Consider the following 17,289-nt stretch of genomic DNA (forward strand, 5'->3'; position numbering starts at 1 on the left):
GAGTAATAGTTTAAATTCGAATCATTTTAAGTAAATCAGATAACACTAAAAACAAATACCAAATCAATTATGACAAAGACAACACTATTATTTATTTTGCTTACAATCAGTACGCTAACGTTTGGGCAAACTAAAACCGAAGAAGATGCAATTAAAGCTGTTATTGAAAACGCTTATATAGGTGGCATACACAATGGAGGCCCAATAGAAGACATAAGAAAAGGTTTTCATCCTTCATTCAAAATGTTAAGCTTGGTGAATAATGATATTTCGCAACTTACATTAGAGGATTGGATAACAAGAATAGAAAACGGACGAAAACAAAATGCTGAAAAACCAACAACAAAAGCGGTATGTGAGTATGTAAATATAACTATCTCAGGAAATGTTGCAACAGTAGTTTTGAATTTATTAAAAAATGAAAAGAAAATTTTTACTGATCATATGATACTCTATAAATTTTCCGAAGGTTGGAGAATTGTTTCAAAAGCATATTATAAAGTACCCCAATAACCAAGAATCAAAATACTGCAGATAACAAATGAGCTTCGACAAATGACTATAAGAGAAACTTGAAAATTACACTGGACTTTTTCAAAATTTAAGACCTAAAAAACTATTCAATGAAGTTAATTTTAAATTTTATTTTTTCTCTGATTGTCTTTAACGTGGCTGCACAACAAACAAGTATTGCCAAATTACAAGATGTAAAAAGTGCTTATGACATCCAGGACAGTGTGATGATTAAAACACGAGATGGCGCAACGATATCTGCAATGGTGGTTCGAAAAAAAGGAATCACTACTCCAAAACCCGTTATTCTTCAGTATACCATTTATGTTAGAGACAAAGGAAGAGATATTAAAACATTAAAAGAGACAGCAGACAATGGCTATGTAGGTGTTATTGCCTACACAAGAGGTAAGCGGTTTAGTCCAAATGAAATATTTCCTTATGAAAATGACGCCAATGATGCTTATGATGTTATTGATTGGATAAGTAAACAAGAATGGTGTAACGGATGCGTAGGAATGTTTGGCGGTAGTTACAATGGGTTTACACAGTGGGCTGCTTGCAAAAAAATGCATCCAGCGCTTAAAACAATTGTACCATATGTTGCTAACAGACCCGGAATGGGACTGCCAATGGAAAATAACATTTCTGTAAATCCCAATTACGAATGGTCGTTTTATGTTGGAAACAACAAATATTTAGACACTATTGCGGGAAATGACAGGCAACGTTTTAGAAAAATGCAAAACAAATGGTGGGAAACAGGAGTGGCCTATAAAAAAATGGATAGTATAGACGGTAGTCCCAATAGATTGTTTCAGCGATGGATAAGCCATCCTTCATTTGACGAGTATTGGCAGAAAATGGTACCTTACGGAAAAGAATTTGCTCAAATAAATATTCCTGTTTTAGCTTTTGACGGATATTATAACGATTCCCAAAATTCAAGTTTGTATTATGTAAGAGAGCTTCAGAAATATAATCTACAAACTCCGGTCTATGTAGTTATCGGACCATATGGTCATTTTGGAACTCAAATAGGTGGCGAAATAAATTTGTATGATTATAAAGTTGATTCAGTTGCAATAATCAATATCAAAAAAATAACCTATCAATGGTTTGATTATATTCTCAAAAATGGCACTAAACCAGAAGTGTTGAAAGACAAAATTAACTACGAAGTAATGGGGGCAAATGAGTGGAGAAGTGCTCCTTCTCTTGACAAAATGAGCAATAGTTTCTTGAAGATGTATTTGACGGATAATAAATCAGGAAATTTTTATGCTTTAAATAACAAAAAACCAATCCAAAGTAAATACTTGTACCAAGAAGTTGATTTTGCTGACAGGCAAACGGAAAATAACGATTATTATCCAGATCCCATTATTAGAAAAGAAATTGACACCCGTAACGGATTTGTTTTTATAAGCGAGCCTTTGAAAGAACCAATGTTAATTAATGGTTCATTTTTAGGAGAAATAAAAGCATGTATCAACAAAAAAGATATGGATATAGGAGTCACTTTATATGAAGTAATGCCAAATGGGGACTATTTTCATTTGTCTTATTTTTTAGGTCGTGCCAGTTATGCCAAAGACATTACTAAAAGGAATTTATTGAAACCAAATGAAATAGAATCTATTCCTTTTTCGAATACGCATTTGGTCAGTAAACAACTAAGCAAAGGCAGCCGTTTGCTTGTGGTAATCAATGTCAATAAAAACCCATTTTCTCAATTGAATTATGGAACAGGCAAAGAGGTCAGCGATGAAACTATCGAGGATGCCAAAGAACCATTAAAAGTAAAATGGTATAATGATAGTTATGTAAAGATTCCGGTTTTGAAATAAATGTTTAAAGTGAATAAAAGCAAAAGCCACAAATTTCATTTGAAATTTGTGGCTTTTTTATAAATCTAAAACTAGATTATTCTCCTAAAAACGGATATCTATAATCAGTTGGAGTAACAAACGTTTCTTTGATTGTTCTTAGAGAAGCCCAACGCAATAAGTTCAATGCAGAACCAGCTTTGTCGTTAGTTCCAGAAGCTCTTGCTCCACCAAAAGGTTGCATTCCTACAATAGCTCCAGTTGGTTTGTCATTGATGTAGAAGTTACCGGCAGCGTTTTGTAAAGCTACAGTTGCTTCTTCAATTGCATAACGATCTTGACTGAAAACAGCACCAGTTAATGCATATTCAGATGTAGTGTCAACCAATTTTAATGTTTCAGCCCATTTAGCATCTTCATAAACATAAATCGTAATTACAGGTCCGAATAATTCGGTTTCCATTGTAGTGTAATGAGGGTTTGTAGTTACGATTATGGTTGGTTCAATAAAGTAACCTACAGATTTATCGTAGTTTCCACCAACGATAATTTCAGCATCAGCATCTTTTTTAGCTTGGTCAATAAAACTAGCCAATTTATCAAAAGATCCTTCATGGATTACAGCAGTGATAAAGTTACCAAAATCTTCTGGAGAACCCATTTTCATTGACTTAGTGTCAGTGATCAATTGTTCTTTAACAGCTGGCCATAAGCTTTGAGGAACATAAGCTCTAGAAGCTGCTGAACATTTTTGACCTTGAAATTCAAATGCACCACGAACAATTCCTGTTGCTGCTTGTTTTACATTGGCACTTGGATGAGCGATAATGAAATCTTTTCCTCCAGTTTCACCTACAATTCTTGGGTAAGTTTTGTAGTGGTGAATGTTAGCTCCAATTTTTGACCAAATGTCTTTGAATACATGAGTTGAACCTGTAAAGTGAATTCCAGCAAAATCACGACTTGCTAAAACTGTATCTGTAATCATCAAAGCATCACCAAAAACAACGTTGATAACTCCATCAGGAATACCAGCTTCTTTGAATACATCGATAATAACTTTTGCAGAGAATACTTGACTGTCACTTGGTTTCCAGATAACAACATTACCCATCATAGCAGCACTTGCAGGAAGATTAGCAGCAATAGCAGTAAAGTTGAATGGAGTGATCGCGTATACAAAACCTTCTAGTGGTCTGTATTCTAAACGATTCCACATATCTGAATTTGAAGCTGGTTGATCTGCGTAGATTTGAGTCATAAATTCTACGTTGAAACGTAAAAAGTCGATCAATTCACAAGCAGCATCAATTTCAGCTTGGTGTATATTTTTAGATTGCGCAATCATTGTTGCGGCATTTATTTTAGCTCTGTATGGACCAGCAATAAGTTCAGCTGCTTTTAAGAAAATTGCTGCACGCTGTTCCCATGCCATATTTGCCCATGCTGTTCTTGCTTCTAGAGCATTTGCAATAGCGCTTTCTATATGTGTTTTTTCAGCAAGATGATAAGTTCCTACGACATGTTTGTGATCGTGTGGAGCTGTCATATTTCTTGTGTTTCCTGTTCTAATTTCTTCGCTACCAATATATAAAGGCACATCGATTGTAGAATTCCACATTTTTGTATAAGCTGCTTGAACAGCTGCTCTTTCTGGTGAGTTTGGAGCGTATCCTTTTACGGGTTCGTTTACCGCTTTTGGTACATTAAAAAAACCTTTTAGCATATTCTTAAATTAAATATTAGACAATTAGATAATTAAATGATTCACAATTTGTGAATTACATAATTAGCGCAAAAGTACAAAGGTTAATTTAAAAATTTGGTAATTATATGCTAAGATTTTATATAGCTAAGATTGCTTTTAGTTTAAAGCAAACGGTGCGCACAATCTAAAAGTAGGCACGATAACTTTGAAGGATTTTGTTGAAGTAAAATTAATCATATTAAAATAACCCTGCATGGCTCCGTAAGGGGAAGACAATAAACAACCAGAACTATAAGTGTGTCGTTCTCCTGGTTTTAAAACTGGTTTTTTGCCTATAACACCTTCACCGTCCACAAACTCTATGTCATTTAAAGAATCAAAGATTTCCCAATGACGTGAAGTTAATTGGACAGAATCTTTACTGTGATTTTCTATTGTAATCTCATAACTAAAGGCGAAATGAATCTTGTAGTTTTTGAAGTAGGTTCCTTCAAAACTAGTCAATACTGATATTTTAATGCCTCGTGTTATTTGTGAAACCATAGTAAAGAGCTATAAATAGTTACTTCATTTCGACAAAATTACAAAAAAAATATAGCGAATCTAAAATTTTTTTTGCAAGTTTTTTTAATTTGTTATATGTAAGGAATTGGCTGTGCCATAGCCTATTACTTTTTCGTACCGGTCTCCGTTTCCTTTGTAATAGACTAAAACGGAGTAGTCATTTTCGGTTTGATAAAAATTTCCGTCAATAGCGTTTTCCTGATCAACTATGCCTTTATTGTCTGCAACAAGGTATTGGTAATTTACAAATCCTTGTTTGATTAAAATGGCTTTTTCGTAAAGAGCGGTTTTTGGATTATAATCCATTTTATATTCAGGGGTGGTGCTATAATTATTAAACATTCCGGCAACATAAACGTTTTTGTTTAGCATAAAAGAAGGTGCCGAAAGAGTAAAATAAACCCATGAATAATCAGATTCAATTTTTGGGTTTATACTGTTTACAATTTGCTCCTTAAAATTTCCGTTAATGTCTGAAAAGTTGGTATAGGGTAAATTTGCTCGGTCGTTATTGACATACAAATGCGAATTATAAATCCCATTATCGGAATTTACATAGCTGATATAATTATTGGCATATCGGATGTCTTTAGAATCAAAATTCAAGAATTCGTTTCCAGCCCAAAATTGGGTTTCCTTATCGTATTTGTAAACAAAAGTGTTTCCAATAACATATTGGGAAGGAATGTTTTTTATGGCTGTATTGAATTTTCCGTTTTGAAGCAATACCACTTTTAAATTTACTGTTGGATTTTGAAAAAGAAAGTTGTCTCCAATTATTTCAAACTCCAAGTTGTGCTTAGAATAGAGATTGTTTACAGTTCTGGCTTTTTTTATTCTTAAAGGCACTCTTACAATGTCTTCGTATAAGATGAAATGTCTTTTCAAGACCACCTCTTTGTCTGAATTCAAAATGGTAAGAACATAATTGCCACTAAGTAATAATCGGCTGTATTGATTTGGGATAGATAGAGTGTAGTGTGAATAGGACTGAAGCGTGTTAAAAGAGTTTTTGTACTCTTGAATTTTTTGACTGTCAAATCCTTGTAAATAATCGCTTTTAGGAATGTTAGAAGGAACCCAATTGTAATCACAATGGGTGATTTCATAATAGTAGTCGGCTTCATTACCGAATAAGTCGTCAAATTGAAAATCAAACGCATCTCCAAGCTTAAATATTGGGACAGTGTTTTTATTGTTCTGAATAAAAGAAACTGTTTTGATGTTGAATGGTGGAGCTATTTCAGACTCTACTTGTGCAGTAGCAGTTAAACAGAATATAGAAAGGAGTAAAACAGAAATTATTTTCATTTGAGGCTTCTTATTCATGAGCTGTAAATATACAAATTAAGTCTGTTTTTTAAATGTTTGAAATGAATTGTTATTTTTTTGTTTGTGAGTAATTTATGTTAATTTTTTCACAATGAGAGATTTGTATTACTAATTTTTTATGTTATTTTGATTTAAAAAAATAAAAAATTATGACAAAAATAAACAAGTTAGCTTTAGGGCTATTACTATTTCCTTTTGCTGTTTTGGCACAGGAAATTGATTTTTCAAAAGTAATTCCTTTCGATTCCAATGTAAAAACAGGTAAACTTGAAAATGGCTTGACTTATTACATCAAGAAAAATGGAAAACCTGAAAATAAAGTTACACTTCGATTGGTCATTAACGCAGGATCGATATTGGAAGATGATGACCAAAAAGGATTAGCTCACTTTATGGAGCACATGAATTTTAATGGAACCAAACGTTTTCCGAAAAATAAATTAGTTGATTATTTGCAAAGTATAGGTGTTAAGTTTGGACAACATTTAAATGCTTATACGGGTTTTGACGAAACGGTATATTTTCTTCCTATTCCTTCAGACAATCCAGAGAAGTTAGAAAATGGTTTTAATATTATTGAGGATTGGGCATTTAATGCGAATTTAACTCCGGAGGAAATTGACAAAGAAAGAGGGGTAGTCTTGGAAGAATATCGTTTGGGTTTAGGTGCTCAAAAAAGGATGCGAGATCATTATTTACCTAAAGCGTTGTATAAATCCCATTATGCTGAACGATTACCGATTGGTGAAAAAGAAATTATAGAAAAATTCAAATATGATAAATTATTATCGTTTTATAAGGACTGGTACCGCCCAGATTTAATGAGTGTTATCATTGTTGGTGATATTGACGTTGCTGAAATGGAGAGAAAAGTAATCGCTCATTTTTCGAGTTATCAGAATCCAAAAAATGAAAAGCCACGTCTAGTTTATGAGGTTCCTAATCATGCGGAAACTCTTGTGTCTATTGAAAATGATAAAGAAGCAACCTATGCGCAAGTACAATTGATTTATAAAGATTATGGTTTGCCAAAGAAAGTAGTAACTCTTGGAGATTATAAAAAAGAACTTGTTGAAAGGCTTTTTACATCAATGCTTAATAACAGATTGGATGAATTAACCAACTCTCCTACACCGCCTTTTACTTATGGATATACTTTTCACGGCTCTACTTGGGCTAGAAGTAAAAAAGCGTATCAATCTTTTGGTTTGTCACAAGAAGATAAACAGTTGGAAGCTTTGAAGGTATTGATAGAAGAAAATGAAAGAGTCAAAAAATTTGGTTTTACTCTGGGTGAATTAAATAGAGCCAAATCGAAATTTTTATCTCAGATTGAAAGTGCCTATAAAGACAAAGATAAAACCGAATCTGAAAATTTTGTTTGGGAGTATCAATCAAATTTTTTGACAAGTGAGCCTTCCCCAGGAATTGAGTGGCAATTTGCAATGACAAAACAAATGCTACCTCAAATTGAGCTAAAAGACGTTAATAGTTTCGTTAAAGAATTTATTAAGGAAGACAATCGTGTTGTCATTCTTACAGGTCCAGAAAAAGAAGGACTTAAAAAACCAACTGAAGAAGATGTTTTGAAAGTATTAAGGTTTAATTCAGATGAAATTAAACCTTATGAAGATGCTATTGTAGCGACAAGTTTGTTAAGAAAGGAAGTAATTCCAGGAGTTATTGTCAAACGTGAAAGTAATGATAAAATAGGAACAAAGACTTTATTTTTATCTAATGGAGCAAAGGTGACATATAAGAAAACAGACTTCAAAAATGATGAGGTACTTTTTGAAGCAGTAAGTTTTGGGGGAAGTAATTTATATTCTGATGAAGAGATGAAAAAAGTTCAATTTGCCAATGACGCATTGACGGACGCAGGTTTTTCCGGTCTGAAATTGAATGATATCAATAAATTCATGACTGGTAAAATTGCTAGTGTGTATCCTTACATCAGCAATACTACTGAAGGTTTTCATGGAAATGCAACCCCTAAGGATTTGGAATATCTATTTCAAATGACTTATGCCTACTTCACGGATCTAAATTTGGATACTGCAGCATTTGAAGGGTTTAAACAAAAACAATCAAGTTTTTATAAAAATTTGACATCACAACCTAATTTCTATTTTCAGCAAGAATTTCAATATTATCTGAATGTAGAAAACCCAAGGTTTAATGGTTTAATTCCAAATGAGAAAACATGGGGTGAAACTGATTATACGTTGGCTTACAAAAAATATAAAGAACGTTTTGCTAATGCTGGAGATTTTGAATTTTATTTTGTCGGAAATGTAGATAATAAAATAATGGAAGCTTATGCTTGTAAATATATTGCATCTTTACCATCTTCGGAGAAGAAGGAAAAAGCTATAGATTTAGGGTATAGATTGCGTAAAGGTGATTTGAAAAAAGTAGTTAACAAAGGAACGGATCCAAAAAGTTCAGTATCAATTATGTTCTATGGGGATGCGGTTTATTCTCCAAAAGAAGATTTGGTAATGAAAGCTTTAGGCGAAGTTTTGACCATAAAGTTAGTTGAAGAATTACGTGAAAACGAAAGTGGCGTATACGGAATCAGTGCAAGAGGAAGTATGAGTAAAGTACCTAATGGTGCCTTCAGTTTCAGTATTAAATTTCCATGCGGTCCTGAGAATGCTGAAAAACTGACTGCTTCAGCTTTGAGAGAATTAAAAAAAATAATTGATAACGGACCCGAAGCAAAAGATGTGGTAAAATTTAAAGAAGCCGAATTGCTTGAATATAAAAAAAATATAAAAGAAAATAGCTATTGGCTTTCTAACTTTAAGGAGTCATATATTAACGGTATTAGTCCTGAAGCAGTTCTTCAAAACGAAGCGAAAATTAATGCGATTACCGCAAAAGATATTCAAGATGTAGCAAAAAAATATCTTGCAAAAGATAAAGTGATTGGAATGTTGATGCCTGAGAAAAGCTAGATAATCAATTGATGTTTATTATAACCAGTTCTTAATAGAACTGGTTTTTTTATTCCAAAATAAAATCCAAATTCTCCTCAATATCTGCGCTTAAGTAATTTTCGTCTAGAAGAGAATCGGCCAATAGTTTTTTGCTTTCCTGTAGGCGAATGATTTTTTCTTCAACTGTATTTTTAGCGATAAACCGAATCACGTTTACTTTATTCAATTGTCCAATTCGATGCGCACGGCCAATTCCTTGTTTTTCTGAAAAAGGATTCCACCAAGGATCCAGAAAAACAACATAAGAGGCTTTGGTAATGTTAAGGCCAACTCCTCCAGCTTTCAAGGAGATGAAAAATAACAATGGTTTTTCTTGTCCTTGGAAACGATTGACTTGATATTCCCTTTCTTTTAAAGGGGTATCTCCAGTGAGTTCACAAAAATCGATTTTGTTTTCTTTGCACCAAGTTTTATAAAAATCCAGATTAGACACAAACGAACTAAAAACAATCGTTTTTTGGTTAGATTGTACCAAAGTTTCTAAATATCGAGTTACAGCAATATATTTCCCCGAATCCATTTCCGATTTAGAATCGATCATTTTCGGGTGATTGCTCAATTGTCTTAAGCGCATCAAGGTGTTGATAATGCTGATTTTGTCTCTGCTTGGACCTTCGGTTTTCAAAAGGAAGTTTCTGGCTTTAGATTTTTCCTCTTCGTACAATTTCTCTTGTTCGGGTTCCATTTCACAATAGAAAATTTGCTCGGACAGTTCTGGTAAATCTTTTAAAACCTGTTCCTTGGTACGTCGTAAAATAAATGGACTGATGAGGTTCTTTAATTCCAATAAACTGTTCTCGTCTTGTTTTTTCTCGATTGGGAATTTATAATTTTCGGCAAAAAAGGTATAACTCCCCAATATGTTTGGATTGATAAATTGCATTTGTGACCATAAATCATCAAGGGAGTTTTCTATTGGTGTTCCGCTCAACGATATTTTATGGCTGGCTTTTACTTGGTTGATTGCTTTGAAAATTTTAGAGTTTTTGTTTTTGATGTATTGACTTTCGTCCAAAATCAAATACCTGAAATTGTATTTTTCTAAAATCGAAATATCTCTCGAAACAATCGAGTAACTGGTGAAAATCAAGTCGTATTTTTCCAGTTTTTTGGAAAGCATTTTTCGATCGTTGCCAGTGTATTGCACTCTTCGGAAATGTGGTGTGAATTTCCTGGCTTCGTTGTACCAATTAAATACTAATGATGAAGGCAAAACAATCAGTGCTTTTAAGTATTCTTTTGGCATTGGAATTTCGTTCCCGAACAAATCCAGTTGAACATTTTCAGCTTTTTCAAAATCCAATTGTTCTTGCACAGCAACCATTGTTGTCAAGGTTTGCAATGTTTTTCCCAATCCCATGTCATCAGCCAAACATGCGCCAAGACCATTGTTGTAATGTTCCAAAAGCCATTTGACCCCTTGAATTTGATAAGGTCTCAGTGTTGCTTTTACCAAAGCAGATGGTTGGTATTCTATAACGGCTTGTAAGTTTGTCGAATCTTTCAGTTCTGGAATTCCTTCCAAAACAGCAAAATTATTTTTGGGCAATGTAAGTTTCCCGTTCTGAATTTTTGCCAATTTAGCCATTGGGCCGTAAAGTGTCATCCATTCTAGTGGAATCAAGAAGTAGTTGCCATTGGGTAAAAGAAAGAGTCGGTTTCGGTTTTTTATATTCGAAACTATTTCGCTGAAGCAAAATTCAAATGACTCGCAAACTACTATCATTTTGATGTCAAACCAATCGCTTTTGACTTCATTTGAGAATTGAATGGTGACTTTGTGGGTGTCGATTTTTTTACTGTCGATTTTTAAATCTTTAATCGAAAAACCCGAAGATTCTAAGATTTCCTGATTTTCTATCACCCATTGGATTGTTGCGTATGGATCTTGTTTTTCTTCTTTTGGCAAAAGTCCAAAGAAACCATTTTCGGTTTTAGATAAACCTAATTGCAGTAATTGATCTGTAAACGAAGATTCCGTTTCAGTACGTTTGAACTGAATGAGTTTGATGTTGTCTAAATCGCTTAAATCAATATTGGAATGGGTATTTTTGGTTGAATTTAACTCAAATGAATATCCGCTATAATCGAATGATAAGTTGAGATAATAGCTATTTTTGAAAAAATCCAACACAGGCTGAATCGCACAAGAAACGATTTTGTTTCTGGTTTCGATTTCAAAACCTGTTGCTGTAATGTTTGCCCTTTTGGCAATATCCTTGATAAATTTCTCAAAATAATCAGAAACCAATTTAGACGGAATCTCAATGGATTTTTTTGTCAAAAAAGGAGTGATTTTTTTAGAATTGATATGTTGTAAATGGAATAGCTTTTTGTCGACAATGAGCCAGCTTGGTTCGTCTAAAAGTAATTCGATCGCAACATCAGATGGATGAAAAACAGTTTCGTTGTCTTTTAAAGCCAAGGTATAGGTAATCCCGTTTTCGTGTTTGTCAAAATGGAGTTGGGTTTCTAAACTAGAATGGTTGGTGGTAAGCTTGCTCTTTCTGAAATCTTTCTCAGCGTTTAAATTTATAGACAAAGGAAAGTTCTCTTGCTTGACTATAGTATAAAACTGCTCTAAGTTGGTTTTTATAAATTGGCGAATACCAAAAGCTAGTTTAGAGTCTTTGAGTAAATCATCGATAGTCTTAGCAGATTTACTGTTTTTGCTGAATTTTTTAAAAACTTTTTCGGGTTTTAGATCTTCGCAAATAGTCAGCACTTTCTTGGTGTTGCTATCTAAATTATCAAAAATAACCCCGAAACTTTCTAAAACTTCGGGGCTTGCTTTTTTGTCTAAATAATTTATTTCTTCGGTTTGTTCGATGATATATGCCGTTGGAATAGGGCAATCTAGTTTTTTTTCAAAAGCAATATCAAAGCAGAACAGAAAGGAATTTTCGGTTTTCAAATGCAGTTATTTATTTAGATCCGTGAAGAGGGTTGAAATTTTTTAAGCCACAAATTACACAGATTTACACAGATTTCTTTGTTTGCGAATTTTTAATCTATGGGAATCTTTAAAATCCGTAGCAAAATATTTTTTTGGTAAAGCCAGTGATACTATTTAAAGCAAACTGGAATGATTTCACCTTTTGCCAAACAATATTTTTCTACCAATTCTGGAGCTATTTTATTTGTGTAATCTTCCTCGACAACGGTAAAACCAATGCTTCTTAGTTTGTCAAAATAATCGCGACCATAAATGCGTACGTGATCGTATTGCCCGAATATTTTGGCACGTTCTTTCTGGTCTGTAATACTATCATCAGCAAAGGTTATAGCTCTTGATAAATCTTGTGGAATTTGAAGAATTGCCATTCCGCCTGGTTTCAAGACACGATATAATTCCTGCATGGCTTTTGTATCATCCGGAATGTGTTCCAATACGTGATTGCAAAGAATTACATCGTACTGATTATCCTCGAAGGGTAAATTACAAATATCAGCCTTTACATCAGCCAATGGTGAAAATAAATCGGTTGTGGTATAATCCAGATTTTTTTGCTTGCGAAACATTTTGTAAAAAGCCTGTTCTGGTGCAAAATGCAATACTTTTTTAGGAGCTGTAAAAAAATCGGTTTGCTCGTTTAGGTATAACCAAAGCAAACGATGTCTCTCTAGCGAAAGTGTGCTAGGCGAAAGCACATTATTGCGTTGCGTTTCGTACCCATAAGGCAAGAATGATTTAAAACTTCTTCCGTCTATAGGGTCAGTAAAATTGTTTCCTTTTAATGAAAAAGCGATAATTGGTCTCGCCAGATAGCTCAATCTGATTAATAAAGGACGAGGAATGGTATTGAGAATTAATTTGAAAACAGATTTCATTTGATAAAAATTTAAACACGAATTTCACAAATTTACACGAATGAAGAGTGTGTAAAAAAAAGAATTTCACGAATATTATGTTATGATTAAAGAATTACTCTTTTGTATTTTAGACTGTCTTCTCCAAAATTAACTAGTAATCCTAGTTTGTTTTGTGATGCGGCAAGATAGTTTAATGTTTGTTTTATTTCACTACTGGAAAGTTCTTGAATTGCTTTTATTTCTAAAATAATTTCATCAAAAATCACAAAATCGGCAAAATAATAGGTTGGTAAAATAATCTCCTTGTATTCGATGTTGAATTTTGACTCTCTTGAATAGGGAATATTATTTTTCTTAAACTCATATTCTAAAGCATCTCCATAAACCTTTTCACTATGACCTTTTCCAAGAATTTTATGAACCTCCATACAAAGACCGACAATTGTATACGCTTCTTCTTTTAAATATAAATCGTGCATCTTTTGAAGTTAGTGAGATTTTAATAGATTTAAATTTCGTGCTAATTCGTGAAATTTGTTTTTTTTCAGTTTAGTTTGCGAAATTTTTAGATTTAGAATTCGTGCCAATTCGTGAAATTCGTGTTTAAATAACTAAAGGCACTTTTCTAAACTCATCTTCCTCATTACTCACAATTCCCAGTTCTTTGTAGATATAAGCAAACGTTGATAAAATCTCTGGTTTTCCGTCTATAATAGCTACGTCGTGTTCAAAGTGGGCACTTGGTTTTCCGTCTGCAGTGGTGATTGTCCAACCGTCTTTGTGTTGTTTGATGTTTTTGGTTCCCATATTGATCATTGGCTCAATAGCAACAACCATTCCTTCAATTAAAAGTTTTCCACGACCTTTTTTACCGTAGTTAGGCATCTCCGGATCTTCGTGCATTTTTTGCCCTAAACCATGACCTACCAGTTCTCGAACCACACCATAACCGTGTGCTTCGGTATATTTTTGAATTGCATTACCTACATCTTCAACACGGTTTCCAGCACGTAATTCGCGGATTCCAACGTATAAAGATTCTTTGGTAACTTGTAATAATTTTTTGGTTTCGGGTGCTACCTCGCCAATCTCGAAAGAATAAGCATGGTCTCCATGATATCCGTTTTTGAATGCGCCGCAATCTACCGAGATCACATCGCCACTTTCTAATGGGGTATTGTTTGGAATTCCGTGTACCACTTGAGAGTTAGGACTCATGCACAGTGAATTTGGAAAACCGTAAAGTCCTAGAAAACTAGGAACTGCACCGTGATCTCTGATGAATTCTTCGGCTCTTTTGTCTAGATATAATGTAGTAACTCCTTCTTTTATTTCAGAAGCAATCATTCCTAATGTTTTTGATACGATCAATGCACTTTCGCGCATCAATTCTATTTCCTCACGGGTTTTTTGAATAATCATATTTTCAAATTTTCAGTTTGCAAAAATACACTTTTAAAATTATTTCTTTTGTGTTGCCTTTGTTTTAATTTTCATACTTTTAAAAATAGATATAAAACTCTATTGTGATTCGAAACCTATTTTGGATTTAGAACTTGCAGTATTTTAAATGTTTATATTAGCTAATAAATCAATTCGTTGCATTATGAATATATCCATAGACCAAGAAAATAGAAATAAAGAACAGGGATTGAAGAAGATGAAAAGAAATGCATTTATTTTTTTGGGATTTGCTGTGGTTCTTTTTGTGATAGGTAATGTTTATAAAATTGATTGGTTAAAAGCTTTCAGCGAAGCAGCTATGGTAGGTGGAATTGCAGATTGGTTTGCGGTAGTGGCTTTGTTCAGGCACCCGCTTGGAATTCCTATTCCGCACACGGCGTTAATCCCTAGCAACAAAGATAAGATAGGTGTAAATCTTGGGAATTTTGTTTCGGATGAGTTTTTGATAAGGGAAAAATTAGAAGTAAAAATTGAACATTTCAATGTGGCTGTAAAAGCTTCTGACTGGTTGATTGACGAAAATAATGCCAGTTTAGTAGCTGGCTTAATTGTAGAAAACGTGATTCCAGGTATCTTGAAAACCATTGATGATGATGAGGTAAAGCATTTTATTCACGCTCAATTTAGTGATAAACTAAGTAAAATAAATTTTGGAGAATGGATTGCTTATGGCTTGGAATCATTAGCAAAAAGTGAAAAACAAGAACAATTGGTTACTAATGTTTTGAAGACACTTATTATTGAATTGCAAAATAACAAACACCTGATTGAAGAAAAAGTAAAGAGTTCGACTCCATTTCTTTCCTTTGGCTTAGCCGATAAAAAAATAACTGAAGGTATATTTAATGGATTGTACGATTTTCTGGAACAAGCCAGTTATCAGGATAGCGCTATCCGCAAAAGGATAAATGACTATGTGATGCATTTTATTACCGAGCTGAAAAGTTCTCCGGAAATGCAGCAAAAAGTCAACGATTTGGTTCTTGGCTTTGCCAACAAAAAAGAAGTACAGGATTACATTAGTGGAATTTGGCTTGAAATCAAAACAGCCATTATGAATGATTTGGCTTTAAAAGAAAAATCAACGATCAAAAAAAGTATTGCGAACCTCATTCAGAGTTTTGGTAAAGGAATACAGGAGGATCAGCTGATGATGAACAAGATTAATAACTTTATAAAAAATGATGTCTTATCTGTTGTAATCAATAATAAAAAAATGATTGGTGATTTGATTTCTTCTACAGTAAAAAGTTGGGATACAGATGAGGTTTCCAAGAAGCTTGAGCTGGAAATAGGAAGTGATCTTCAGTACATACGAATTAATGGAACACTTGTGGGCGGTTTGGTAGGTCTTTTGATTTATGCCGCAGAATGTGTGCTGCATAGTTTTGTATTGTAACTGACAGCATTAGAAATAAAAAATCCGTCTTAAATTTATTGAGACGGATTAATTTTCTGGGCTATATTTTTTAGAGTTTTATAGTAACGAATGACATGTCATTGCTGCTGGTTGTTCGATTCCCATCAACTCAAGAATAGTAGGGGCAATGTCTCCTAAAACACCATCTTTTATTGATTTCAAATCTTTGTCTACCAAAATGATTGGCACAGGATTCGTTGTGTGCGCTGTGTTTGGACTTCCATCTGGATTAATCATGGTTTCGCAGTTACCGTGATCGGCAATTACAATAGTGGTATAATCATTGGCAAGAGCCGCTTCGATAACTTCTTTTACGCAAGCATCAACGGCTTCACAGGCTTTGATGGCAGCACTCATAACTCCAGTGTGTCCAACCATATCACCATTGGCAAAATTAAGGCATACAAAATCAACTTCACCTTTGTTTAATTCTGGAACCAAAGCATCTTTCAATTCATATGCGCTCATTTCGGGTTGCAAATCGTATGTAGCTACTTTTGGGGAGTTTCTTAATATTCTGCTTTCGCCTTCAAATGGAGTTTCTTGCCCTCCAGAGAAAAAGAATGTTACGTGAGGATATTTCTCTGTCTCTGCAATACGAATTTGTTTTTTGTTGGCTTTTTCTAAAACTTCACCCAATGTTTCTGTAATGTTGTCTTTATTATACACCACTTTTACATCTTCGTACGTTTCGTCATAATTGGTAAGCGTAACATAATACAGTTTTAGTTTGTGCATGTTTTGCTCGTGGAAATCCTTTTGCGAAAGCGCTTCAGTCAATTCACGTCCTCTGTCTGTTCTAAAATTGAAAAAGATAACAACATCATCTTCTTGAATTGTAGCAAGAGGTTTGTCGTTATCGTCTACCATCACCACTGGAGTGATAAATTCATCCGTTACATGGTTTTTGTAGCTTTCTTTTATGGTTTCGTAGGCATTTTTAGAATGTGTTCCAATTCCGTTTACCACTAAATCGTAGGCTAGTTTTACTCTTTCCCAACGTTTGTCTCGGTCCATAGCATAATAACGACCTACTACAGAAGCTAGTTTTACAGTGGTATTTGAGATATAATTTTCTAAATCCTGTATGTATTTTTTTCCTGATTTAGGATCTACGTCACGACCATCTGTAAAGGCATGTACAAATACGTTTTGCAAACCGTATTCTTGGGTTGCATCAATGAGTCCGCGCAAGTGAGATGTATGTGAGTGTACACCTCCATCAGAAAGTAATCCTAAAAAGTGTACTTTTTTGTTGTTTTGTTTGGCATATTCGAAGGCGTCAATAAGGACTTGTTCTTTTACCAAAGTTTTGTGTTCTACAGCAAGATTTATTTTGGCAAGATCTTGGTAAACTATTCTTCCGGCACCTAGGTTCATGTGTCCTACTTCACTGTTTCCCATTTGACCTTCTGGAAGACCTACATGTAAACCGTCGGTTCTTAATTGAGCATTAGGGTATTTTGTATATAGACTATTTATAAACGGAACATTTGCATTGTCAATTGCAGAAACTTTTGGGTCAGGTGATTTTCCCCAACCGTCTAATATCATTAGAATTACTTTTTTGTTCATGTCATTTTATTTTTCACAAAGGTAAAGCATTTCAAAAAATGTATACCGCTTTCAATATGATAATTATGG

At 33.8% G+C, this 17,289-nt stretch carries 12 protein-coding genes; 4 read left to right on the plus strand and 8 right to left on the minus strand.

Annotated elements, in window-relative coordinates; translation table 11 throughout:
- Nucleotides 1–69: 69 nt before the first annotated feature.
- Complete coding sequence (locus tag OZP08_RS06625; protein ID WP_268848858.1) at nucleotides 70–513, plus strand: nuclear transport factor 2 family protein; 444 nt, start codon at nucleotides 70–72, stop codon at nucleotides 511–513.
- A 110-nt stretch (nucleotides 514–623) separates the two neighbouring features.
- Nucleotides 624–2,363: a CocE/NonD family hydrolase gene (locus OZP08_RS06630; RefSeq protein ID WP_281323273.1), complete on the plus strand. Its 1,740-nt coding sequence runs from the start codon at nucleotides 624–626 to the stop codon at nucleotides 2,361–2,363.
- Between the two features lie 76 nt (nucleotides 2,364–2,439).
- Here the strand turns inward: OZP08_RS06630 and pruA are convergent, their stop codons facing one another.
- The 3 genes from pruA to OZP08_RS06645 all read right to left on the minus strand — a co-directional run bounded on the left by pruA (nucleotide 2,440) and on the right by OZP08_RS06645 (nucleotide 5,925).
- Entirely contained in the window at nucleotides 2,440–4,068 is a 1,629-nt protein-coding gene (gene pruA, locus OZP08_RS06635) for an L-glutamate gamma-semialdehyde dehydrogenase (protein ID WP_268848860.1), read from the minus strand.
- A gap of 138 nt (nucleotides 4,069–4,206) precedes the next feature.
- On the minus strand, nucleotides 4,207–4,593 hold the full coding sequence (gene apaG, locus OZP08_RS06640) for a Co2+/Mg2+ efflux protein ApaG (protein ID WP_281323274.1): 387 nt from the start codon (nucleotides 4,591–4,593) through the stop codon (nucleotides 4,207–4,209).
- Nucleotides 4,594–4,677: 84 nt separating this feature from the next.
- Nucleotides 4,678–5,925 carry a type IX secretion system plug protein gene (locus OZP08_RS06645; protein ID WP_268848861.1) on the minus strand — a complete coding sequence of 416 codons (1,248 nt, stop codon included), beginning with the start codon at nucleotides 5,923–5,925 and terminating at the stop codon, nucleotides 4,678–4,680.
- 170 nt (nucleotides 5,926–6,095) lie between these two features.
- On the opposite strand from OZP08_RS06645, the gene OZP08_RS06650 reads away from it, so the two are divergent.
- Nucleotides 6,096–8,906: a M16 family metallopeptidase gene (locus tag OZP08_RS06650; protein ID WP_281323275.1), complete on the plus strand. Its 2,811-nt coding sequence runs from the start codon at nucleotides 6,096–6,098 to the stop codon at nucleotides 8,904–8,906.
- A 49-nt stretch (nucleotides 8,907–8,955) separates the two neighbouring features.
- On the opposite strand, the gene OZP08_RS06655 is transcribed toward OZP08_RS06650, so the two are convergent.
- The 4 genes from OZP08_RS06655 to map all read right to left on the minus strand — a co-directional run bounded on the left by OZP08_RS06655 (nucleotide 8,956) and on the right by map (nucleotide 14,183).
- The gene (locus OZP08_RS06655) at nucleotides 8,956–11,862 is read right to left on the minus strand and encodes a DEAD/DEAH box helicase (protein WP_268848865.1); all 2,907 of its coding nucleotides are present in this window, start codon (nucleotides 11,860–11,862) and stop codon (nucleotides 8,956–8,958) included.
- A 152-nt stretch (nucleotides 11,863–12,014) separates the two neighbouring features.
- On the minus strand, nucleotides 12,015–12,779 hold the full coding sequence (locus OZP08_RS06660) for a class I SAM-dependent methyltransferase (RefSeq protein WP_281323276.1): 765 nt from the start codon (nucleotides 12,777–12,779) through the stop codon (nucleotides 12,015–12,017).
- Nucleotides 12,780–12,865: 86 nt separating this feature from the next.
- Complete coding sequence (locus OZP08_RS06665) at nucleotides 12,866–13,240, minus strand: GxxExxY protein (RefSeq protein ID WP_268848866.1); 375 nt, start codon at nucleotides 13,238–13,240, stop codon at nucleotides 12,866–12,868.
- A 124-nt stretch (nucleotides 13,241–13,364) separates the two neighbouring features.
- Nucleotides 13,365–14,183 carry a type I methionyl aminopeptidase gene (gene map, locus OZP08_RS06670; protein ID WP_268848867.1) on the minus strand — a complete coding sequence of 273 codons (819 nt, stop codon included), beginning with the start codon at nucleotides 14,181–14,183 and terminating at the stop codon, nucleotides 13,365–13,367.
- 184 nt (nucleotides 14,184–14,367) lie between these two features.
- On the opposite strand from map, the gene OZP08_RS06675 reads away from it, so the two are divergent.
- The gene (locus OZP08_RS06675) at nucleotides 14,368–15,624 is read left to right on the plus strand and encodes a DUF445 domain-containing protein (protein ID WP_281323277.1); all 1,257 of its coding nucleotides are present in this window, start codon (nucleotides 14,368–14,370) and stop codon (nucleotides 15,622–15,624) included.
- 78 nt (nucleotides 15,625–15,702) lie between these two features.
- Here the strand turns inward: OZP08_RS06675 and gpmI are convergent, their stop codons facing one another.
- Nucleotides 15,703–17,220 (minus strand): 2,3-bisphosphoglycerate-independent phosphoglycerate mutase, encoded by a 1,518-nt coding sequence (gpmI, locus tag OZP08_RS06680; RefSeq protein WP_268848869.1) that lies wholly within the window; start codon nucleotides 17,218–17,220, stop codon nucleotides 15,703–15,705.
- Nucleotides 17,221–17,289: the final 69 nt, after the last annotated feature.

The sequence above is a fragment of the Flavobacterium aestivum genome, assembly GCF_026870175.2.
Classification (GTDB): domain Bacteria; phylum Bacteroidota; class Bacteroidia; order Flavobacteriales; family Flavobacteriaceae; genus Flavobacterium; species Flavobacterium aestivum.

What these genes read in the sequence shown, in the direction of transcription:
- OZP08_RS06625 (WP_268848858.1), top strand. Translation starts at nt 70, where the DNA reads ATGACAAAGACAACACTATTATTTATTTTGCTTACAATCAGTACGCTA.
- OZP08_RS06630 (WP_281323273.1), top strand. Translation starts at nt 624, where the DNA reads ATGAAGTTAATTTTAAATTTTATTTTTTCTCTGATTGTCTTTAACGTG.
- pruA (WP_268848860.1), bottom strand. Translation starts at nt 4,068, where the DNA reads ATGCTAAAAGGTTTTTTTAATGTACCAAAAGCGGTAAACGAACCCGTA.
- apaG (WP_281323274.1), bottom strand. Translation starts at nt 4,593, where the DNA reads ATGGTTTCACAAATAACACGAGGCATTAAAATATCAGTATTGACTAGT.
- OZP08_RS06645 (WP_268848861.1), bottom strand. Translation starts at nt 5,925, where the DNA reads ATGAAAATAATTTCTGTTTTACTCCTTTCTATATTCTGTTTAACTGCT.
- OZP08_RS06650 (WP_281323275.1), top strand. Translation starts at nt 6,096, where the DNA reads ATGACAAAAATAAACAAGTTAGCTTTAGGGCTATTACTATTTCCTTTT.
- OZP08_RS06660 (WP_281323276.1), bottom strand. Translation starts at nt 12,779, where the DNA reads ATGAAATCTGTTTTCAAATTAATTCTCAATACCATTCCTCGTCCTTTA.
- OZP08_RS06665 (WP_268848866.1), bottom strand. Translation starts at nt 13,240, where the DNA reads ATGCACGATTTATATTTAAAAGAAGAAGCGTATACAATTGTCGGTCTT.
- map (WP_268848867.1), bottom strand. Translation starts at nt 14,183, where the DNA reads ATGATTATTCAAAAAACCCGTGAGGAAATAGAATTGATGCGCGAAAGT.
- OZP08_RS06675 (WP_281323277.1), top strand. Translation starts at nt 14,368, where the DNA reads ATGAATATATCCATAGACCAAGAAAATAGAAATAAAGAACAGGGATTG.
- gpmI (WP_268848869.1), bottom strand. Translation starts at nt 17,220, where the DNA reads ATGAACAAAAAAGTAATTCTAATGATATTAGACGGTTGGGGAAAATCA.